General features: G+C 66.2%; 19 protein-coding genes. 13 read left to right on the forward strand and 6 right to left on the reverse strand.

The genetic code is table 11. The features are described from left to right. Positions 1–1,014 (reverse strand): quinolinate synthase NadA, encoded by a 1,014-nt coding sequence (nadA, locus tag ACODTW_RS05380; RefSeq protein WP_488944922.1) that lies wholly within the window; start codon positions 1,012–1,014, stop codon positions 1–3. 868 nt (positions 1,015–1,882) lie between these two features. Then, entirely contained in the window at positions 1,883–3,241 is a 1,359-nt protein-coding gene (locus ACODTW_RS05385; protein ID WP_488944923.1) for a hypothetical protein, read from the reverse strand. An 82-nt stretch (positions 3,242–3,323) separates the two neighbouring features. On the opposite strand from ACODTW_RS05385, the gene ACODTW_RS05390 reads away from it, so the two are divergent. The 9 genes from ACODTW_RS05390 to ACODTW_RS05430 all read left to right on the forward strand — a co-directional run bounded on the left by ACODTW_RS05390 (position 3,324) and on the right by ACODTW_RS05430 (position 13,140). Further along, on the forward strand, positions 3,324–5,924 hold the full coding sequence (locus ACODTW_RS05390; RefSeq protein ID WP_488944924.1) for a helicase-related protein: 2,601 nt from the start codon (positions 3,324–3,326) through the stop codon (positions 5,922–5,924). Then, on the forward strand, positions 5,921–6,796 hold the full coding sequence (gene prmC / locus ACODTW_RS05395) for a peptide chain release factor N(5)-glutamine methyltransferase (RefSeq protein WP_488944925.1): 876 nt from the start codon (positions 5,921–5,923) through the stop codon (positions 6,794–6,796). Before ACODTW_RS05390 ends, prmC begins: the two co-directional genes overlap by 4 nt. A gap of 81 nt (positions 6,797–6,877) precedes the next feature. Further along, on the forward strand, positions 6,878–7,261 hold the full coding sequence (locus ACODTW_RS05400) for a VOC family protein (RefSeq protein WP_488944926.1): 384 nt from the start codon (positions 6,878–6,880) through the stop codon (positions 7,259–7,261). A 316-nt stretch (positions 7,262–7,577) separates the two neighbouring features. Beyond that, the gene (locus ACODTW_RS05405; protein ID WP_488944927.1) at positions 7,578–7,994 is read left to right on the forward strand and encodes a DUF4167 domain-containing protein; all 417 of its coding nucleotides are present in this window, start codon (positions 7,578–7,580) and stop codon (positions 7,992–7,994) included. A gap of 168 nt (positions 7,995–8,162) precedes the next feature. Beyond that, on the forward strand, positions 8,163–9,743 hold the full coding sequence (locus ACODTW_RS05410; protein WP_488944928.1) for a lysine--tRNA ligase: 1,581 nt from the start codon (positions 8,163–8,165) through the stop codon (positions 9,741–9,743). A 191-nt stretch (positions 9,744–9,934) separates the two neighbouring features. Next, complete coding sequence (locus tag ACODTW_RS05415; RefSeq protein ID WP_488944929.1) at positions 9,935–10,153, forward strand: hypothetical protein; 219 nt, start codon at positions 9,935–9,937, stop codon at positions 10,151–10,153. A gap of 136 nt (positions 10,154–10,289) precedes the next feature. After that, entirely contained in the window at positions 10,290–11,318 is a 1,029-nt protein-coding gene (locus tag ACODTW_RS05420) for a TAXI family TRAP transporter solute-binding subunit (protein ID WP_488944931.1), read from the forward strand. A gap of 13 nt (positions 11,319–11,331) precedes the next feature. Then, the gene (gene deoA, locus ACODTW_RS05425) at positions 11,332–12,654 is read left to right on the forward strand and encodes a thymidine phosphorylase (RefSeq protein WP_488944932.1); all 1,323 of its coding nucleotides are present in this window, start codon (positions 11,332–11,334) and stop codon (positions 12,652–12,654) included. 27 nt (positions 12,655–12,681) lie between these two features. Beyond that, on the forward strand, positions 12,682–13,140 hold the full coding sequence (locus tag ACODTW_RS05430) for an aspartate 1-decarboxylase (protein ID WP_488944933.1): 459 nt from the start codon (positions 12,682–12,684) through the stop codon (positions 13,138–13,140). A 192-nt stretch (positions 13,141–13,332) separates the two neighbouring features. Here ACODTW_RS05430 and mltA read toward each other — a convergent pair whose 3' ends face one another. Continuing rightward, the gene (mltA, locus tag ACODTW_RS05435) at positions 13,333–14,550 is read right to left on the reverse strand and encodes a murein transglycosylase A (protein WP_488944934.1); all 1,218 of its coding nucleotides are present in this window, start codon (positions 14,548–14,550) and stop codon (positions 13,333–13,335) included. Between the two features lie 93 nt (positions 14,551–14,643). Beyond that, positions 14,644–15,351 carry a Tim44/TimA family putative adaptor protein gene (locus ACODTW_RS05440; protein ID WP_488944935.1) on the reverse strand — a complete coding sequence of 236 codons (708 nt, stop codon included), beginning with the start codon at positions 15,349–15,351 and terminating at the stop codon, positions 14,644–14,646. A gap of 154 nt (positions 15,352–15,505) precedes the next feature. Between ACODTW_RS05440 and ACODTW_RS05445 the strand changes: the two genes are divergently transcribed. Next, positions 15,506–16,006 (forward strand): FxsA family protein, encoded by a 501-nt coding sequence (locus tag ACODTW_RS05445; protein ID WP_488944936.1) that lies wholly within the window; start codon positions 15,506–15,508, stop codon positions 16,004–16,006. Here ACODTW_RS05445 and ACODTW_RS05450 read toward each other — a convergent pair. Continuing rightward, positions 15,952–16,971, reverse strand: a complete 1,020-nt coding sequence (locus ACODTW_RS05450; protein WP_488944937.1) for an NAD-dependent epimerase/dehydratase family protein — start codon at positions 16,969–16,971, stop codon at positions 15,952–15,954. The genes ACODTW_RS05445 and ACODTW_RS05450 overlap by 55 nt on opposite strands. A 97-nt stretch (positions 16,972–17,068) precedes the next feature. On the opposite strand from ACODTW_RS05450, the gene ACODTW_RS05455 reads away from it, so the two are divergent. The 3 genes from ACODTW_RS05455 to ACODTW_RS05465 all read left to right on the forward strand — a co-directional run bounded on the left by ACODTW_RS05455 (position 17,069) and on the right by ACODTW_RS05465 (position 19,920). Further along, positions 17,069–17,968 carry a LysR family transcriptional regulator gene (locus ACODTW_RS05455; RefSeq protein ID WP_488944938.1) on the forward strand — a complete coding sequence of 300 codons (900 nt, stop codon included), beginning with the start codon at positions 17,069–17,071 and terminating at the stop codon, positions 17,966–17,968. 74 nt (positions 17,969–18,042) lie between these two features. Continuing rightward, the gene (gene upp / locus ACODTW_RS05460) at positions 18,043–18,687 is read left to right on the forward strand and encodes a uracil phosphoribosyltransferase (RefSeq protein ID WP_488944939.1); all 645 of its coding nucleotides are present in this window, start codon (positions 18,043–18,045) and stop codon (positions 18,685–18,687) included. 54 nt (positions 18,688–18,741) lie between these two features. Further along, on the forward strand, positions 18,742–19,920 hold the full coding sequence (locus ACODTW_RS05465) for a winged helix DNA-binding domain-containing protein (protein WP_488944940.1): 1,179 nt from the start codon (positions 18,742–18,744) through the stop codon (positions 19,918–19,920). A 66-nt stretch (positions 19,921–19,986) separates the two neighbouring features. Here ACODTW_RS05465 and ACODTW_RS05470 read toward each other — a convergent pair whose 3' ends face one another. Then, positions 19,987–21,204, reverse strand: coding sequence for an argininosuccinate synthase (locus ACODTW_RS05470; protein WP_488944941.1), 1,218 nt, complete (start codon positions 21,202–21,204; stop codon positions 19,987–19,989). Positions 21,205–21,355: the final 151 nt, after the last annotated feature.

Consider the following 21,355-nt stretch of genomic DNA (forward strand, 5'->3'; position numbering starts at 1 on the left):
TTACTTCTTCCCCACGGCCAGCATGCGCTCCACGGCCTGACGGGCGCGGTCGGCGATGGCCGGGTCGACCTGCACCTGCGGCTGCATGCTGCGCAGGCTGTCCAGGATGTTGGACAGGGTGATGCGGCGCATATGCGGGCACAGGTTGCAGGGGCGGACAAATTCCACGGCCGGGTTGGTCGCGGCCAGATTGTCCGCCATGGAACATTCAGTAATCAGCAGCACGCGCTTGGGCTGCTGGCCTTCGACATAATCCTGCATCTTGGCGGTGGAGCCGACGAAATCCGCCTCCGCCAGCACATCGGGCGGGCATTCGGGATGGGCGATGATGGTCAGGTCGCCCTTGAACTGGGTGCGGTAGGCGCGCAACTGTTCGCCGGTAAAGCGTTCATGCACCTCGCAATGGCCCTTCCAGGCGATGACCTTCTTGGTCGTCTGGGTGGCCACCCACTGCGCCAGATATTCATCGGGAATGCACAGCACGCTGTCGCCCGGCAGGGAATTGATGACCTCCACCGCGTTGCCGGACGTGATGCAGATATCGCTTTCCGCCTTCACGGCCGCCGAGGTGTTGACATAGGTCGCAATCGGCACGCCCGGATAGCGTTCGCGCAGCAGGCGCACATCGGCGGCCGTGATGCTGTCAGCCAAGGAGCAGCCGGCGCCCATGTCGGGCATCAGCACCACCTTTTCCGGCGACAGGATCTTGGCCGTTTCCGCCATGAAATGCACGCCGGCCAGGACGATGACGTCGGCATCCGTCTCCGCTGCCTTGCGCGCCAGCAGCAGACTGTCGCCCACAATGTCGGCCACCGTGTGGAAAATCTCCGGCGCCTGATAATTGTGCGCCAGGATGACGGCGTTGCGTTCTTTCTTCAGCCGGTTGATTTCATGCACCAGCGGGGCGTGGAAGGGCCATTCCACGTCCGGGATCACGCCCTTGACCTTGTCATAGATGGGCTTCGTGGCCTCGGCCACTTCGGGGCTGTAGGACAGGTCAAGCGGGGCGGACATCGCATCAACTCCGGCAACCCGCGGGAGCGGGCGGGCAAAGGGGACTTATGCTCGATTTGAGCATTAGTGGTGCTTATGCTCGCGCAGAGTATAAGGGGTGTCAAGTCCCCGTCGCTGGGCCGTCACGCATCCGTCACAGTCCGGATAGAACGGCGACGCATGTGTGCGGCGCAATATCGTTTCGCCGCGGAGAGGCCGAAAACCTGCAACTGTATGAATTATAAGCGTAAAATTTTAACAAATTGCAGAATCGAAAGAAGGTGATGCCAATGACATCGCCGAAAAACATACCAATTTGGTAGTCTATTGACATTGAAACTGAAACATGGAATGACCGGAACCTGTCTTTACTGCAATTGATGCTAAACGGAGATTTCGGTGCGTGATTTTCCTTTCAGCACTGAGAATGATTTCAAGATGGTTCAGTCGCATAGATGCGACGAATTCATACTAGCAATCTCCTTAATAGATGGGAAATTAACCATTGTTGGTGGTAATGGTATCGATATCTATGGAGAATTCGATACTGCGGTTAATTCATTTATTAACGCTCACCAAGATTCTGATTACTATGTATTGGCCACGGCTGATCGCGGTAGCATGATGTTCAGGAATGTGAGAGTTATCTCGAGCAAAACGATATAAACATTTTCCTCATACTCCAAATAAATCTTCACAGTAATGAAGCGAATAGCGAAAATTTTAACTTGATTTGTTTCACATGAAATCTTCAGCTGATACGGCTTACCGCCCCCCCAAGGAACGACTGGTATCTGCAGGGTTCGTGGAACCGCGGCAGCCCGCAGGCAGGTCATGAAGTCCAGGACGTCTCTGTGACCGCCGCTGCCATCCTGTATCGCTCACGCGACTATTGACTGGCTGCCATCAGGCCCCGGAACAGCCCGGTAGCGTTGGTGCCATTCAGGGTGACGGTGCCGTCGGGCGCTATGGTCAGGCGGTATTGATGGGTGGTTCCTTCCGGCCCCGCCTGCACCCTGCCCACCCCCTGCAGAGCATAAAGCCCGATGCCGATGCCGGCGCCGCGCGCGCCCATGGTCTGGTTGACGCCCGTGATCAGGCGGTCGACGCCCCGCAGCGACAGGTCGGCATCGCCGGCCACGCCCTGGTGCGACTGCCGGCTGAAGCGGAAATCACCATTGCCCAGAATGGTGGAGCCGGGATTCCACAGGGACAGGCGCGACAGCTTGACGGCACTGCCGGCCGCCGCCAGCACGGGCGTCCAGCCGTCTGCAGGGCGTGGGGCCGACAGGAGGGACCGGGGCAGCGCCTGGGCCGACAGGGTGATGTCGGCGCGGTTGGGCAGCAGGTCGGGGCTGATCCCTGGACCGGTACGTTCCAGCCCCTGATGCTTCCAGTCCAAGGCCAGTGCCGCCTTTGGCGCCGACAGGCCGGTCAGGATCAGCTTGCCCTTGCCATTGGCAAGCGCCAGCCGGCCGCCATCATCACCGACGTAACGCAACCCGGCAATATCGGCCGCCAGATCGGCCGTGCGCGCAATCCGGTCCAGGGCGGCGCGGTCACCCGTGGCCAGCAATGCGCCCATGCGCCGCATGTCCAGCCCATCGGCCGCGCCATCCAGGCGCAGGCGTTTCAGGGCGATGCGTTCCACCCCCGCCGGGTCCTTCAGCATCAACCCGTCCACGGACAGCGACACCCGCCCCGACCAGACATCGCCAACCTGGGACTTCGGCGCCAGGATCAGTCGTAGGGCCGACAGGACACCCGTCCCGGCCCCCATCACGGGCACGAAGCGGGCATCGCCCAGGTCGATATCGGCCGCCAGCAGGCTGCGCCCGTCGCCGCTGATGCGCAGGGCCAGGGATTGCCGGCCCAGGCTGATATCACCCAGGCGGAAGCCGTTGCCGCCATAAAGCGTCAGCGGCTGCGGCAGCCGCGCCCGCAATTGCCAGGACCCGTCGGGCTGCGGGCTGGCGTCCCCTTCGATCAGCGGCACCTCCACCAGCCAGCCATCGCCGGACGCCAGCCGCAGCTTGGGAATGCGCAGATGATATTGCCCGCCGGCATCCAGCGTGACGGCCACATCGGGCACGCGTTCCACATGCAGGCTGTCGCGGCTGACCGCGGATTCCGCCAGACGCCGGGTCAGCGCCTCCCTCAGCCCGGCGGCCAGATCCGGACTGGCGCCCGCCGGCACGGCCAGGGTCAGCAGCAGGGCGAGAAGGGGGAGAAGCAGGCGTTTCATCATGGCGTCAATCTGGTACGCGCCCATGGCGTTTCTGTGGCCGGCCTTGCAATATCGCGGAGTACCGCCCATGGATAGGGGCATCATGAGCGCGCATCCCCCCCACCCGGCGGGGCTGGCGACGGCCGGTGCCGGCCGGGTGCTGGCTGTCCTGGGCCCGACCAATACCGGCAAGACCTATCTGGCCATGGAACGCATGGCCGCCCATTCCACGGGCATGATCGGTTTTCCCCTGCGCCTGCTGGCGCGGGAGAATTACGACAAGCTGGTGAAGATGAAGGGGGCTGGCGCCGTCGCCCTGGTGACGGGGGAGGAAAAGATCATCCCCCCCGGGGCGCGTTACTGGGTGTGCACCGTGGAAAGCATGCCGCTGGAACGGCAGGTGGGCTTCCTGTGCGTGGACGAGATCCAGCTTTGCGCCGATGACGAGCGCGGGCACATTTTCACCGACCGGCTGCTGCATGCGCGGGGGGCTGAGGAGACGATGTTCCTCGGCTCCGACATGATCCGGCCGCTGATCCTGAAGCTGATCCCCAAGGTGGAGGTGATCAGCCGCCCGCGCTTTTCCAAACTGTCCTATGGCGGGCACAAGAAGCTGACCAAGCTGCCGCCGCGCAGCGCCATCACCGCCTTTTCGGTGACGGAGGTTTATCAGCTGGCCGAAATGGTGCGGCGGAGCCGTGGCGGCACGGCCGTGGTCATGGGCGCCCTGTCGCCACGCACCCGCAACGCCCAGGTCGCCATGTACCAGGCCGGCGATGTGGATTATCTGGTGGCCACGGACGCCATCGGCATGGGCCTGAACATGGATGTGGACCATGTCTGGTTCGCGCGGATGACCAAGTTCGACGGCCAGCGCCCCCGCCGCCTGACAGCCGCAGAGGTGGCCCAGATCGGTGGCCGCGCCGGCCGGCACCAGTCCGACGGTACCTTCGGCACCACCTGGGACTGTTCACCGCTGGACGAAGATATTGTGCGGGCCGTGGAGAACCATGAGTTCCCGCCCCTGCAGCAACTTGTCTGGCGCAACAGCGACCTGGACACCCGCTCTGTCGAGGGGTTGCTGCGCACGCTGGAGGCGCGGCCGCCGTCGCCCCTGCTGATCCGCGCCCGGCCCGCCGATGATGTGGAGGCGCTGAAGGCCCTGTCGGGAGACGCAGAGGTCATGTCCCTGACCCGCCGCCCGCGCGGGGTGAAGATGCTGTGGGAGGTCTGCCAGGTGCCGGACTTCCGCAAGACCCTGACCGATGCCCATACCAAGCTGCTGGGCCAGTTGTACCGGCAATTGATGGCGCCGGGCGGGCGGCTGACCAATGATTTCGTGGCCGCGCAGGTGCAACGGCTGGACAATCTGAACGGCGATATCGACACGCTGGTGTCGCGCATCGCCCATATCCGCACCTGGACCTATATCAGCCACCGCGCCGACTGGGTGACCGATCCCAAGCATTGGCAGGGGCTGACACGCGGGATCGAGGATCGGCTGTCAGACGCCCTGCATGAAAGGCTGACCCAGCGTTTCGTCGATAAACGCTCCGCCGGGCTGGTGAAATCCCTGCGCACAGGCCGCGACCTGATCGGCATGGTGACGGCGGACGGCACCGTCTATGTCGAGGGACACGAGGTCGGGGCCCTGACGGGTCTGGCCTTCGACATGCGCGCCGATGTGGGGGAGGATGATCACCCGACCCTGATGACCGCCGCCCGTCGCGCCCTGAAGGACGAAATCGCCCGCCGCGTGGCGCAGGTGGAAGCGGATGCGGACGGTGCCTTCACCCTGACGCCCGCCGGCTTGATCCAGTGGCAGGGCGTGGATCTGGCCCGGCTGATGCCCGGCGACCGCCTGCTGGCGCCGGGTGTGCGCCTGCTGCGCGATGATCTGCTGGAAGGCGCCCAGCGCGACCGCGTGCGCAACCGCCTGCTGGCCGTCATCCAGGCGCGCATCCGCGCCGATCTGGCCCCATTGGCCCGGCTGGCAGCATCCGACCTGTCCGGCCCGGCGCGTGGCATCACCTTTCAATTGACCGAAGCGGCCGGCATCCTGGCCCGTGCGCCGGTCGATGGCCTGATCGCCGCCCTGGATCGGCCGGCGCAGGCCGCCCTGTCCCGGCTGGGCGTGCGCATCGGGGCGGCGCAGATCTATCTTCCTACGCTGGTGAAGCCGCGGGCAGCCGCCATGCTGGGCCTGCTCTGGTCCGTCCGCCATGGCCTGACCCTGCCCGCCCCGCTGCCCCCGCCGGGCCGTATCTCTATTCCCCTGGCGGCGGACGGACCGGAGGAGGGGCTGTTGCGGGCGGCAGGTTACCTGCCCCTGGGCCCCCGTGCCGTCCGGGTGGACATGGCCGACCGGTTGATGCAGGCCATCGCGGAACGATCAAAGGACGGGCGCCTGACCGACCTGTCGGGCCTGGCCTCCCTGGCCGCGGCGTCGAACGAGGAGATGCCGGGCATCCTGGCCGCCCTCGGCTGGCGCCTGCGCCGCAAGCCGCCCGTGGCGGAAGGCCAGCCCCCCGCCCCCGACATCTGGGTCCGCCGCCGGCCCGACCCGCCACCGGCCCAACCCGCCAGCGCCCCCGTCGTGGTGGATGCCGACAATCCTTTCGCGGCCCTGGCCGGGCTGGCGGAAAGGATGGCCGCCGCGGCCGCCCCCCAAGTGCCGCATCGTCGCCGACGGAGGAAACCGTGACCGACCTGGTTCCCCTGCCCCCGCTGCTGCGCGCAGCAGAAAAAAGGCTGCAGGCTGCCGGGGTGGAAGAAGCGCGGCTGGACCTGCTCTATCTGGCCGAACGCGCCTTTTCCATCCCCGTCGGGCGGTTGCGCCGGCCGGACGGGTTGAACGTTCCCGCCAGCGCCCTGCCGGGTTTCCAGACGCTGGTCGAGCGGCGGATGACGCGCGAACCCGTGCAGCGCATCCTGGGGGACTGGGAATTCTGGGGCCTGACCCTGGCACTGGGTCCGGAAACGCTGATCCCGCGCCCGGACACCGAAACCCTGGTGGAAACCGTGCTGCGCGCCCGGCCCGACCGGACCCGGCCCTGGCGCATTCTTGACCTGGGCACGGGCACAGGCGCCATCCTGCTGGCCCTGCTGTCGGAATATCCCCACGCCTTCGGCATCGGCGTGGACCTGTCGCCCGATGCCGCGGCCGTGGCCCGGGCCAATTCAATCAGCCTGGGGCTGGCCGGCCGGGCGTCGTTCCTGGCCGGTTCCTGGGCAGACGCCCTGTCGGGCGGCTTCGACATCATCGTGTCGAACCCACCCTATATCCCAGACGCCGATATTGCCGGTCTGGCGCCGGAGGTGGCACGGTTCGAACCCTGGCGCGCCCTGGCCGGTGGGACGGACGGGCTGGACCCCTATCGCCATCTGGTGCGGGTGCTGCCGCCGCTGCTGGCACCGGGCGGGCTGATCGGGTTCGAACACGGGGCCGATCAGGGGCCGGCTGTGGCCGACCTGCTGCGCGGGGCTGGTTTCGCCGGGGTCGCAACCGTCCGCGACCTGGGCGGGCGCGACCGGGTGGCATTGGGTCAGAAGCCGGCGGAACCGAAGGTCGATTGACGCGACAATCGGCCTGTCCCTATCCTCCCCGCCTTCCAGAAGGCCGCCCGACCGGGGCGGCACAGGTGAAAGCGAGGGGAAATGTTCAGCCATATCGTTCTTGGTGCCAATGATATCGAGGCATCCAAGGCCTTCTACGATGCGACCCTGGCTGCCCTGGGCATCGCGCCCGGCAATTTCGATCCCAAGGGTCGCATCTTTTATCGCTCCCAGACCGGGATGCTGGGTATCACCAAGCCGATCAATGGTGAACCGGCCACGGGTGCCAATGGCGGCACTGTCGGTTTCGCCGCGGCCTCGCCCGAAATGGTCGACGCCTGGCATGCAGCCGGTATCGCCGCCGGCGGTACGAGCTGCGAAGACCCGCCTGGCGTGCGCAGCATGGGGGAATTGAAGCTCTATCTCGCCTATCTGCGCGATCCCGCCGGCAACAAGCTGTGCGCAATGCACCGCCTGCCGGCCTGATCTGACCGTCTGTTGCCGCAGGTCGCAAGAAAATTGCCGAAGGCAGGCAGGAATTCGGTCGCCGCCTTCGGCAGGCTTGCAAAAAACCCTTGGAATGCAAGGCGACTATCGCTAGGGTCCCCAGCGGACGGCAGCAGCGCGTGGGGCGCCTGCCGGGCAAAGCCCCCGGATCGGGGCGTTTGCGTCCCAGGGCGGGGCGAATTTCGCCGCCCATTGGTCGATGCCGACTGAAAGTCAAATCAGACTGAAAACGGATAGGACGGGACGACAAAGATGTCCGGGGGCTCGGGAAAACCAGGGGCCGAGCATATAGCGAATGAGACAGGGACCCAATCAGCGGCGTGGTCGTGGTCGCGGCGGTAATGGTGGCGGTGGCGGCAACGGTGGCAATGGTGGCGGCAATCGCCGCCAGAATGTGCCTCTGCGTCACCAGAACTATGACAGCAGCGGCCCGGACGTGCGTATCCGCGGCAATGCCTTTCAGGTCTATGAGAAGTATCAGGCGCTGGCGCGTGATGCTCATACGTCCGGTGACCGGGTGGCTGCGGAGAACTACCTGCAGCATGCCGAGCATTATTACCGCATCATCTGTCAGATCAACGAGCAGGAAGGCCGCGCCCGTCAGCCTGTGCCCCGCCACGATGGCGGCGGCTTCGACGGTGACGAGGGTGACGGTGGCGACGACGGTTCGGCCGATATGGCCGAAGCCGAAGGCGACCAGCCCGCGGCCTGACCTTCCGGCGTGATGTCGCCGATGCCGCCCCCGTCTGCGGACAGGGGCGGCTTTTTCTGTTGATTGCAACCAGTTCTGCACACCCGTCCCTGCTTGCCTGTGCGTTGACCATCGCGTCCCATGGCCCTAGTTTTGCGGCCTTGTTTTTCTCCATCAGGTGATGACGCGATGAGCACCGAACAGGATCTGGCGTTTGCAGCGAAGGCTTGGCCGTTTGAGGAGGCGCGCAAACTGGTCGCGCGCCTTGGCGGCAAAGCCCCGCCCAAGGGCTATGTCCTGTTCGAGACGGGTTACGGCCCGTCGGGCCTGCCCCATATCGGCACCTTCGGCGAGGTGGCGCGCACCACCATGGTGCGGCGCGCCTTTGAAAAGCTGATGCCGGGCGTGCCCACGCGCCTGTTCGCCTTTTCCGACGATATGGATGGGCTGCGCAAGGTGCCGGACAATGTGCCGAACCGCGACCTGCTGACCGCCAACCTACAAAAGCCCCTGACCCAGGTGCCCGATCCGTTCGGCAAGTTCGAAAGCTTCGGCCACCATAACAACGCCATGCTGCGCGACTTCCTGGACCGGTTCGGCTTCCAGTATGAATTCCAGTCGGCCACCGACTGGTACAAGTCGGGCCGGTTTGACGCAGCATTGCTGGCCGTGCTGCGCCACTATGACGAGGTCATGGCGGTGATGCTGCCCACGCTGGGGGCCGAACGCCAGGCAACCTACAGCCCGTTCCTGCCCATCAGCCCGACGACCGGTCGCGTACTGCAGGTGCCGATCCTGGAACGCAATGTCGATGCCGGCACCATCGTCTATGAGGACGAGGACGGCAAAAAGGTCGAAACCCCCGTCACCGGCGGTGCGGTCAAGCTGCAATGGAAGCCCGACTGGGCCATGCGCTGGTTCGCCCTGGGTGTCGATTATGAAATGGCCGGCAAGGACCTGATCCCGTCGGTGGAACTGGCCGGCAAGATCGTCAATATCCTGGGCGGCACCCCGCCCGACGGCTTCAATTACGAGCTGTTCCTGGACGAGAAGGGCCAGAAGATCTCCAAGTCGAAGGGCAATGGCCTGACGATGGAGGAATGGCTGCGCTATGCCCCGCCGGAAAGCCTGGCGCTCTATATGTTCAACAAGCCGCGGGCGGCCAAGAAGCTTTATTTCGACGTCATCCCGCGCGCCGTGGACGAGTATCTGACCTTCGTCGAGAAGTTCGACGCCCTGGAACCGGCCCAGAAGCTGGAGAACCCCGTCCACCATATCCACAACGGTGTGGTCCCGAACGAGGTCAAGGGGACGGACGGCCTGTCCTTCGGCCTGCTGCTTAACCTGGCCGGGGCCGCGAATGCGGAGAGTGCCGACGTGATGTGGGGCTTCATCCGCCGCTATGCGCCGGGTGCTTCGCCCGAAACGGCGCCGTTCCTGGACAAGCTGGTGGGCTATGCCGTCACCTACTACCAGGATTTCGTGAAGCCGACGAAACAGTATCGCAGCCCCAGCGAGCAGGAACGCGCCGCCATCACGGAGCTGCGGGCCGAGCTGGACGCGATGGCCACCGACACGCCGGCCGACCAGTTGCAGCATCAGGTGTTCGAGGTGGGCAAGAAGCACGGCTTCACCGAGCTGCGCACCTGGTTCCAGGCATTGTACGAGGTGCTGCTGGGCCAGACCACGGGCCCGCGCATGGGCAGCTTCATCGCCCTTTACGGCGTGAAGGAAACGGTTTCCATGATCGACGCGGCCCTGTCGCGCTGATCATCACCCCAACCTACGGCTGAGGCATGGGATAGAACACGCCGGGCGCGCCCGAAGGTCGTACCGCCTTTGCCGCCAAATGGCCCCAATCCCGTCCAAACCGCGCCCATTGCGGGTGGTGTTTTGTCCCTGTCGCCAGCCGGCCCCCCGCCCCAGGGTCGGCGCGCGATCTTCCTGAAGAGGACGACACCATGACCCGCAGCCGCACCCTGGATACCAACCTTTCCCGCATCGACCGTCAGAAGCTGTCGGCCGCGGGCCTGGTCCTGACCACGGCGCTGCTGCTGGTCATGGCGGGCGTCGCCGCCGGTACAGCCAAGCAGGAACGCCGCCAGACCATCGCCAGCGTGGATATCGGCACGGTGAAGGCCGAGATGCTGGAACGGACGCTGGCCGAAGCCGGACGCTGAGGGATTACCTCCCGCGGGGTGAATCCAGCCGGCAACAGCCGTGGAAAAACAGTCTGCCATCGCAGGTGCGCATTTGACTTCGCACCCGCAAAAGCGTGATTGATCCCAACCCTGGCTGATGCTGGCCTGCTGCACCATGTCTCGCAAATATTGGATCCTTCCCCTGTTGGCGGTGCCGTTTGCGGCGCTGATGGTGTTTGGCCGCGCCCCGGCAGGAACGGAGCCGCCGACGCGGTACCTGCGCATCGCCACCGACGTGTCGGGAGAGACGGGGTTCGATGTAGGCACCGCCCTGGCCGCCATGCTGTCACGGCCGACCGGCATGCCGGCCTGCGCCGACGACCGCGCCTGTGGTGTGCCGGGTCTGGTCGCCCTGGCGCAAAGTGCTCCCGACCGGGCCGACATCGTGCGGAATGTGGCGGGGGGGCGTATCGAAACCGGACTGGTCCCTGCCGACCTGATCTATGCCGCCCGCTGCCAGCCGGTGCCGGGGTCGAAGCCGGCCGACATCACCATCCTGGGTGAAATTTACAACGAGGCGCTGCATGTGCTGGTCCGGCCCGAAACGGACCTGACCAGTATCGGGCAGCTGAAGGGCCGGCGGGTGGCCATCGGCAGCGCCGGCACAGCCGACCGTCAACTGGCCGACCGCATCCTGTCCGCCCACGGCCTGCGTCGGCGCGATGTACGCGCCGCGGAATTGGGGGGCATCGGGGCCATCGCCGCCCTGATGGACGGGCGCATCGATGCGCTGTTCCTGATCACCGCGTCGCCCGACCCGATCATTGCCGAAGCGGTCACGGCAGGTGCCCGGCTGATCCCCGTCACCGGCGATGCCGCGGGGCGGCTGTCGGGTCTGCATCCGTTTGGAACGCCCGGCCATATTGCCGCCGGCACCTATGGCCCGAACCAGGCCGAGGTGGCGACCATGATGCAGCCCGTGGCCTGGATCGCCGGCCCGGCGCTGGACCCGGTCCTGGCCGGCCGGCTGGTCGAGGCCCTGGCCCGCGGCACCAACCGGACCGCCCTGGTCAAGGGCAATCCGGACATGGCGTTGCTGCGCCCTGCATCCTTCCGCATGTCGGCCCCCCTGCACCCGGCCGCCGGTTCGCGCTATGGTATCGATCCTGTCGCCATGGCCTGTCCGGGCCAGAAACCCCGTTGAGGGCCCAAGCCGCATGTTCCTGCCGCAGGAGATCATCCGCCGCAAACGCGACGGCCACCCGCTGTCCCCGCTCGACATCGAACAGTTCATTGCCGGCCTGACCGACGGGTCCGTGTCGGAGGGACAGGCCGCCGCCTTTGCCATGGCCGTGTTCTTCCGTGGCATGGGTACCGGCGAGCGCGTGGCCCTGCTGCGATCGATGACGGGGTCCGGCATTGTCCTGGACTGGTCGCTGGAAATGCTGGGCGGACCCGTGCTGGACAAGCATTCCACGGGCGGCGTGGGCGACAAGGTCAGCCTGCTGCTGGCCCCGATCATTGCCGCCTGCGGCGGGTATGTTCCCATGATCTCCGGACGGGGGCTGGGTCACACCGGCGGTACGCTGGACAAGCTGGCCGCCATCCCGGGCTATGAGACACAGCCCGACCTGCATCGGCTGCGCCACGCCGTGCGCCGTGTCGGCTGTGCCATCGTCGGCGCCACCGACGCCATCGCGCCTGCCGACCGGCGGCTTTATGCCATCCGCGACGTGACGGCGACGGTCGAAAGCGTTGATCTGATCACCGCCTCCATCCTGTCGAAGAAGCTGGCCGCGGGGCTGGACGCGCTGGTCCTGGACGTGAAGTTCGGCTCCGGTGCCTTCATGCCGGAACGCAACCGGGCGCGGCAGCTGGCCCATGTGCTGGTGGACACAGCGCGCGGGGCCGGGCTGCCGGCCCGTGCGCTGCTGACCGACATGGAACAGGTGCTGGGATGCAGCGCCGGCAATGCGCTGGAAATGCGTGAATGCCTGTCCATCCTGTCCGGGGGAAGTCCCGATGGCCGGTTGTGGCAGGTGACAAAGGCATTGGGGGTCGAACTGCTGGTCCTGTCCGGGCTTGCCGGCGACAGCGAAGCGGCTGAGAAACTGATCAACCAGGCCATGGCCACCGGAGCGGCCGCCGACCGGTTCGCCCGCATGGTCGCCGTGCTGGGCGGCCCGCCCGACCTGCTGGAGCGGCCGGACCGGCATCTGGCTCCGGCACCGGTGGCGCTGCCCGTGTATCCGGACCGGACCGGCGTGGTGGCGGCCCAGGACGCGCGCGCCTTGGGTATGGCCGTCGTGGCCCTGGGCGGCGGTCGCACCCGCCCCCAGGACGGGATCGATCCGCGCGTCGGCCTGGATCGGATCGCCGCCATCGGCGCCCCTGTCGGTCCGGATGCGCCGATCTGCCTTGTGCATGCGGCGGACAGGGCTGCGGCGGAAGCGGTGGCGTCCCTGGTCCGGAATGCTTATGTGATTGCCGACAATGCCGCCCCGGCCCCCGACCCGGTGGCCGAGATCATCGGCGGCTGACCAAAAAGCGTTTCGGGGGAGGGTCGTTTGATCAAGATCGTGCGCGCCAAGTTCCACGGCATCCGCGTCACCGGGGCCGACCTGGATTATCACGGGTCCATCACGCTGGACCCGGAGCAATGCGCGCTGGCCGGCATCTATCCGCTGGAATTCGTGGAGATCTGGAACAAGAGCAGCGGTGCGCGCATCTCCACCTACGTCATCTTCGGGGAGCCGGGATCGAAGGCCTGCGTGTTGAACGGTGCGGCCGCCCGTACCTGCCAGAAGGGCGATGAGGTGATCATCGCTGCATCCGCCAGCATCACCCCCGATCAGCTTTACGCCATCAAGCCCAAGGTCCTGACCTTCCACCCCGACAATTCGGTGGACCGGGTCCTGGAATATGACGTGTTCAAGGGACCGGAGCGCGACTTCGATTTCCGCACCCTGGACATCACCGACGGCCGCGACAGCGCCGTTGAGCTGTCAGTGCCCATCCGCACGTAATACGTATTTGCATGGATCAGAACCTACGGCCCTGATCCATGCAGCCCTCACGCGCCGGGCGCCGCCATCCGGCGGCGTGGCTCACGCGCGCATGGGCGCGCGGGCGCTCGTACCGCGCCAACCAGGTTGCGATGAGTTCCACTCACCGCAACCTGGTATAAGAAGCTGGCCCGCGACCTACGGGGCCTGCCTTCACCCCACCGGGGGCGTCACGCCCTTGGGCAGCAGCAGCCAGTAACGGCCGGGGCTTTTCATCAGGCCGGCGCGCTTTTCCGCGTCCGGCCCATGGCCCCAGAACACATCGCCGCGCACCGGCCCGCGGATGGCCCCGCCCGTATCCTGGGCCACCAGCAGGCGGCGGATGCGGGTGCTGGCCTGCAGCGGGTCCTGCGCATCCAGCCACAGGGGTACGCCATAGGCGATGAAGCTGCGATCCACGGCCAGCGACCGGCCCGGCGTCAGGGCCACGCCCTGCCCGCCCAGCGGCCCCTCCCCCTCCAGCTTGCGGAAGAAGACAAAGGACGGGTTCACCTCCATCAGCCCCTTGGCCTGCCCCGGATGGGCGGACAGCCAGGCGCGGATGGACTGCATGGACACTTCTTCCTTGGTCAATTCCCCGCGCGCCACCAGCTCGCGGCCGATGGCGACATAAGGGTGCCCGTTCTGCCCGTCATAGCCGACGCGGAATTCCGATCCGTCGGGCAGGGTGACACGGCCCGACCCCTGGATATGCAGGAAGAAGGCGTCGACCGGATCATCAACATAAAGCAGTTCCAGATTGCGGCCGGCCAGCGCCCCCGCCTCGATGGCCTTGCGGTCGGCATAGGGCTTCAACTGCCCGTCGACGACGCGGCCGGCGATACGCTCGCCCTTCAGGTTCAGGCGGAATTCCCCCAGATCGACCATGACCAGATCGCCCGGCTTGCGGTAGAGCGGGGTCTGGTACTTGCCCTGCCGCTTCAGCGACCCGCGCAGGGCGCTTTCGTAATAACCGGTGAACAACCCCTCCTCAGCGCCATTATCGCCAGCGGCCCAAGGCTGAAACAGGCTTTCCAGGGTGCGGCGTGCGGCGGCATGATCCCCGGCGGGCAGGCGCTGCAGGGCCGCACAGGCCTCTGCCCAGTCACCGATCCGGCCCATCTGGCCATTGGGTCCCAGCGTCCGGTCAGCCGGTTGTTTGACCAGCCTGTCGCAGGATTTCAGCAGGGCCGGCAGGGCGTCCGCCTGCCGGTCTGCCGTCCAGCCGGGCAGATCCTTGAAGGCGACGGGGCGGAGCGTCAGGCGGGCAGCGGGCTTTTCCGCTTCCGGTGCCGCCGGTGGGGCCACGGGCGGCTTGCCCGGCTGCTGGGCGCAGGCGGCCAGCAAGGAAAGGGCGAAGACGGCGGCAATTCGGGCAACGGTGCGGCGCATCGGCAAAACCTGGATCAGGACGTCAATCTGCATCGGGCATGAAAAAGGGCGCCCGGCGGGGGGCGCCCTGGGCACAGGGGCGGCCGCGGGACATCAGCCGCTGCGCGTCTCGCTCAGTTGCCAGTTCGGGTTGCTGGCGCGGGTATTGCGGCTGAAGGTCCAGATATCGGTCACGTCCTCCGGCCGGTGTTCGTCGCCATCCAGGATATTGCCCTGGGCATCGCGCGTCACATGCGTCTGGCGGGTGGTGAAGGTCACCGTGCAATGGGCCGTGCGTCCATCCAGGCGGGCCCCCGTCAGATCGACGCCTTCAAAGCTGTGGATGCGGCTTTCCAGCGTCTCGCCGGCCTGCTGGCGCTCGCGGATGGCAGTGGCAAAACGGTCATAGACATCGTCGGCCAGCAGGGGGCGCAGGGTCGGTGTATCGCCCTCGGCATAGGCCTTCACGATCATCTCGAACGCAGACTTGGCGCCCTGCAGGAAGGTGCGTTCGTTGAAATTGGGATCGGCAGCACGGATCTGGCGCAGGCCATCGACCAGCGACACGGGCGCGTCAGGATCCAGCGGTTCCACATCGACCGGGGCCGGCCCGCGTGGCGGCAGCTGGATGACATTGTCCCCATCCTGTCCGCCATTGCCGGCGGCGGCATTGTCGCGCGGGGCAAACGGGTTGGGGCGCTCGCGCTCCTCCCCATGCCGGCGGCCCAGGACGTTGCGCAGGCGGTAAATGAAAAAGGCTGCGACCATCCCGAAAATCAGGATTTCCAGCCAGACGGAGCCGCCACCCATCGCATCACCCATATCTGCCCTTGCGCCCGGCATGGTGCCGACACCATGTCAGTATCGGTACTCTTAACCGGGAAGGCGATCCTCGCCATCCCGCTGCCGGAGCGCTACATTCATGAAAAGCCTGTCTGTTAGATAGGCTGACAAGACGTAAAGAGCAAGGACGGCCATGCGTTTCCTGGTGCCACTGCTGCTGTTGCCGCTGATCGAGATCGCAGGGTTCGCCTGGGTCGGCTCCCAATTGGGGGCGCTCTACACGGTGCTGCTGGTCGTGCTGTCGTCGGTGATCGGCGTGCTGATCATCCAGCGCGTGGGCCTGGAAAGCGTACGCCGGGCCCAGACCGGGCTGCGCACGGGCGAAACCCAGGCCATGCGGGAGGTCTTCGACGGGCTGTGCCTGGCCTTTGCCGGGGTGCTGTTTCTGGTGCCGGGCTTTTTCAGCGACCTGCTGGCGCTGCTGCTGTTCCTGCCGCCTGTGCGCCGGGCCCTGCTGGCACGGATGACCATCTTCATGTCCGTGGATGGCCATGCCGCCCGGTCCCGGCCCGCACCGGGCGGGACGACCACCATCGTCGACGTGGATTATCAGGATGTCTCGGCACCGGGTGACGCGGATCAGGCGGGCGACCTGCCCCCGCCCGACAGCAAGTGGCGCCCGCCCAACACCTGACCCTCCGTCAGACAGCCCAGCCCGGCCAGCGTGTCGGCCACGGCCCGGTCCAGCGGCGTATGTGGTTCATGGCCCAGAAAGGCGATCAGCCGGTCATTGGGCATGCGCAAGGGTTGTTCCCACAGATAGCGCATGCCCGCCAGTTCGCGCAGCAGCGGCACGAACGGGCTGGCCAGACGCAGCAGCGTCCAGTTCAGGTGCCGGACAGGCAGGTCGGCCCGGCCCAGCGCCCGCCGGATGGCATAGGGCATGGCCGTGCCGTCGGGGTCCCAATGCCCCCCGAAATGGAACCGCGCGAAGGCCGGCAGGTCCGCCTCGCGCTCCAGCAGGGCCAGGATGGTGGCCGCCACATCAGGCAGATAGGCCCATTGGTGGCCCACCCCCGGCCGGCCCGGCTGGGTGATGCCAGTAACCGGCCGGCCAGCCTTGACCAGCCCTTGCGCGAACCAGCTGTTGCCCGCCCCCGGCCCGAAGAAATCCCCCGCCCGCAGGATCAGCACGCGGCCACCATCCTGTTCGGCCAGACGCTGCAGCCTTTGTTCCAGCGCCACCCGGATGCGGCCCTTCTGCGTCACCGGGTTCTGCGGCGCATCTTCGGTCAGGACCGGCCAGACACCGGGCCCGAAATTATAGATGGTGCCGGGCAGGATCAGGCGCGCGCCACTGGCCCGGGCGGCCGCCACCGAACTGTCGATCATGGGCAGCACCAGTTCCGCCCAGCGGCGATAACCCGGCGGATTGACCCCGTGCAGGAGAATATCCGCACCATGGGCCGCCGCCACGACGTCGCCGGCCACCATGGCGTCGCCCGCAATCCAGTCGGCCGCGGGCAGCATTGCCGACGCCTGTGACGGCCGACGATGCAGGGCGCGCACCCGCCAGCCAGCGGCCAGCAGCGCCCGCGCCACCTGTCCCCCAATCCCGCCCGTGGCGCCCAGCACCAGCGCCGTCTTTTGCTGTGACATCGTCTTCTCCGTCGCAAACCTGCGTCAGGAACGACAATGGACGGGACCTGTGATAAACGGAATTGGGGTAATTTCTTTACTATCCATACGGAAATAGATGAACAGGCCGCTTGACCCGGAATGGGATCTCTATCGCAGCTTCCGCGCCGTGATGCAGGCGGGATCGCTGTCGGCGGCGGCGCGCAGCCTGGGCCTGACACAGCCGACGCTGACCCGGCATATCGACACGCTGGAAGCCGGGTTGGGCCTGACCCTGTTCACGCGGTCACAGCGGGGTCTGATCCCGACAGAGGCGGCGCGCGAACTGGCGCCCTATGCCGACAATCTGGCAGCCACGGTGGCGGCGCTGCGCCGCGCCGTGGGGGGCCAAGGCGGGGCCGTGCGAGGTGCCGTGCGCGTGACGGCCAGTGAGGTTGTGGGGGCAGAAATCCTGCCCCCCATTCTGGCAGACCTTCAGGATCGGTTTCCCGACCTGGTCGTGGAACTGGTCCTGTCCAACCGGGTGGACAACCTGTTGCAGCGGGATGCAGACATCGCCGTGCGCATGGTCGAACCGCAGCAGGATTCCTTGCTTGTTCGCCGCATCGGCACCATCGGGCTGGGCCTGTATGCCCATCGCCGCTATGCCGACCGGTACGGGCTGCCCGGCACACAAGAACAGCTGAACGATCACCGGCTGATCGGCTTTGACCAGGAAACGCCATTGGTGCGCGCCGGACGGCAGGCTCTGCCCTTGGTGAACAACTGGCGCTTCCGGCTGAAGACCGACAGCGATCTGGCGACCCTGGCCGCCATCCGCTGCGGCTATGGTATCGGCATCTGTCAGCAGGGCATCGCCGCGCGCGACCCGGACCTGCTGCCCGTGCTGCCGGGCCTTTTGGACGCGCTGCCCTTGCCGACCTGGGTGGTGATGCATGAGGATCAGCGCACCATCCCCCGCTGCCGCGTCGTGTTTGACGCGCTGGTCACCGGTCTTGGGCCCTGGATGATGGCATAGGCCCACCGGGGCTTGGTTTACGGGGGCCTTCCCCGCTATCCTGGCGCCACAACACCCTTTGCCAGGAAGCGGCCATGAGCAGCGAATTCCCCAATCTGCACGTCCTTTCCCATCCGCTGATCCAGCACAAGCTGTCCCTGATGCGGGACAAGACGCGGTCAACCATGGGATTCCGGCAGTTGCTGCGCGAGATCGCGCTGCTGATGGGGTATGAGATCACCCGTGACCTGCCGCTGACGACGGAGCCGATCGAAACGCCGCTCTGCCCCATGGACGCCCCCGTGATCGAGGGCAAGAAGCTGGCCGTGGTGCCCATCCTGCGCGCGGGCCTGGTCATGGCCGAAGGGCTGCTGGAACTGGTGCCGGCAGCCCGCGAAGGCCATATCGGGCTTTACCGCGACCATGACACCAAGCGTCCCGTCGAATATCTGGTGAAATTGCCGGACCCGGCGGGCCGCGTCTTCATCCTGGTCGATCCCATGCTGGCCACGGGCCATTCGGCCGTGCATGCCGTGGATGTGCTGAACCGCCATGGCGTGCCCGACGCACAGATCCGCTTCATGGCCCTGGTCTCCGCCCCGGAAGGGGTGCGCACCTTCCATGCCGCCCATCCCAGCGTGCCCGTCTTCACGGCGGCCCTGGACAGCCATCTGAACGAAAATGCCTATATCGTCCCCGGATTGGGCGATGCTGGCGACCGGCTGTTCGGGACGAAATAAAGGCGGTCCGCCTTCACTGATGTTCGCCTATTGTTCTTGGTGGTGAAGTCCGGCATGCTGCCGCGCATCCTTATCATTGCGAATGCGGGCACCATGCCGACCATTCCCCTGCCCCAGGCCCTGGCCTTCCGTCTGGACCGGCAGCATCTGACCCGCCCCGCCGACCATGCGCTGGTCGCGGTGCGCAGCCTGATCGGCGCGCAGGCACAGGTGCATTCGGCCGCCCTGCTGCAATTGCGGGCGCGGGCGGAGGAAGGGGGGGAGGATGCGGCCATTGACCGGGCGCTTTATGCGGACCGGTCAATGGTGAAGCTGTGGGGCCATCGCGGCACCCTGCATCTGATGGCAGCGGGCGACCTGCCCATGCTGCTGGGCGCACGCCGACAGCGGGTTGATGCCTATCACAGCTGGTACAGCAACGAAGGGCTGAACGCCCTGCAGATCGAAACCCTGGTCCAGGCCGTCATCGCCGCCCTGCAGGACGGGCCGCACAGCCGCATGGACCTGTCGCGCCGGCTGGTGCCGCAACTGGGTGAATGGGCGCGACCCATGCTGGAACATAGCTGGGGCGGCATCATCAAGCTGGCCTGTGCCTTGGGCCATGTCTGCCACGGTCCGGCGGAAAAGGCCGATGGCGAGGGATCGCGGGAGGCGCTGTTTGTCGGGCTGAACCGCTGGCTGGGCCGGGTCGTGACGCCGGAGACGGAGCGGGCGGCCATGGCCGGTCTGCTGCGCCGCTACCTGTCCGTGTTCGGCCCGGCCACCAAGGCGGATTTCCGCAAATTCGTCGGTGGCTATGCCGAACCCATCCATGCCGCCTTCGCCGATCTGGCCCCGGAACTGGTGGAGGTGGATCTGCAGGGCAAGCCCGCCTTCCTGCTGGCCGCCGACCTGCCGGTGCTGCTGGGGACGGAGCCGGTGGCCGGTCAGATCAGCGTGCTGGGCCTGTTCGACCCCTATCTGCTGGCCCATAACGACACGCGCCAATATCTGGACGAGCGGTTCCGCCCCGCCGTCTATCGCACGGCCGGCTGGATCAGCCCCGTCATCCTGCGCCAGGGCCGCGTCGTCGCCACCTGGACACACAAGCGCGTGGCCGGCCCCAAGGGCAAGGGCGCCTGGGATGTGACGGTAACGCCGCTGGAACGCGTCTATAAAAAGGAACTGCCCGCCATCACCCGCGGGTTGCGTCGCCTGTCGGGCGGGCTGCCCGTGACGGTCACAGGGGTTTGAGCACAACAAAAACGCCGCCCGGCGGAACCGGGCGGCGTTGATGTCGGCAGCGATGCCCAGGGACCGTTACAGGCCCTTGGCGATGCTGTTCAGGCGCAGGCGCAGGGCGTTCAGCTTGATGAAGCCTTCCGCGTCCTTCTGGTTATAGACGCTGTCGGCCTCGAACGTCACATAGTCCAGGCGGTACAGGCTGTTGGGGCTCTTGCGGCCGACGACGCGGGCAGCACCCTTGAACAGCTTCAGCCGGACCACGCCATTCACGCGTTCCTGCGTCTTGTCGATCAGGGCCTGCAGCGCCTCGCGCTCCGGGCTGAACCAGAAGCCGTTATAGATCAGCTTGGCATAGCGGGGCATCACCTCGTCCTTGAGGTGCAGCGCCTCGCGGTCCAGCGTGATGCTCTCGATGCCGCGATGGGCGACGGACAGCAGCGTGCCGCCCGGCGTCTCATACACGCCGCGGGACTTCATGCCGACGAAGCGGTTTTCCACCAGATCCAGGCGGCCGATGCCATGCTTGCCTGCCAGACGGTTCAGTTCCGTCAGCAAGGCGGCCGGCGTCAGCTTGACCCCGTTCACGGCGACGGCGTCGCCCTTCTCATACTCGATCTCGACATATTCGGCCTCGTCCGGGGCCTTTTCGGGCGCCACGGAACGGGTGAACATGTCCTCGTCGGGCTCCACCCACGGATCTTCCAGGGCCTTGCCCTCGTAGGAGATGTGCAGCAGGTTGGCATCCGTGCTGTACGGCGCCTCGCCGCGCTTGTCCTTGGCGATGGGGATCTGGTGCTTTTCGGCGAATTCCAGCAGCTGGGTGCGGCTGTTCAGGTCCCATTCGCGCCAGGGCGCAATGACCGTCACGTCCGGCTTCAGCGCGTAATAGCCCAGTTCGAAGCGGACCTGATCATTGCCCTTGCCGGTGGCGCCATGGGCCACGGCGTCGGCGCCAACCTGGTTGGCAATCTCGATCTGGCGCTTGGCGATCAGCGGGCGGGCGATGGAGGTGCCCAGCAGATAGGTGCCTTCATACAGCGTGTTGGCGCGGAACATCGGGAAGACGAAGTCGCGCACGAATTCTTCACGCAGATCGTCGATGAAGATGTTTTCCGGCTTCACGCCCAGCAGTTCGGCCTTCTTGCGGGCGGGTTCCAGCTCCTCGCCCTGGCCCAGGTCGGCGGTGAAGGTCACGACCTCACAGGCATAGGTTTCCTGCAGCCATTTCAGGATCACAGAGGTGTCGAGGCCGCCGGAATAGGCGAGCACGACTTTCTTCACGCCGCTCTTCATGGGAAATATCCGTTGCGGTTACAGGTTGAACCGGGCACGGAAGTTATCGGGGGCGGCACGCGCTGTCCAGACCATGGCGCCCGCTTTTGCCGGGGGGCTGGGCGGCGATGCGGGCAGACCCCATATGACCAGGGATTAACCAAGGGAGTTC

Source organism: Niveispirillum sp. FG148, assembly GCF_057809655.1.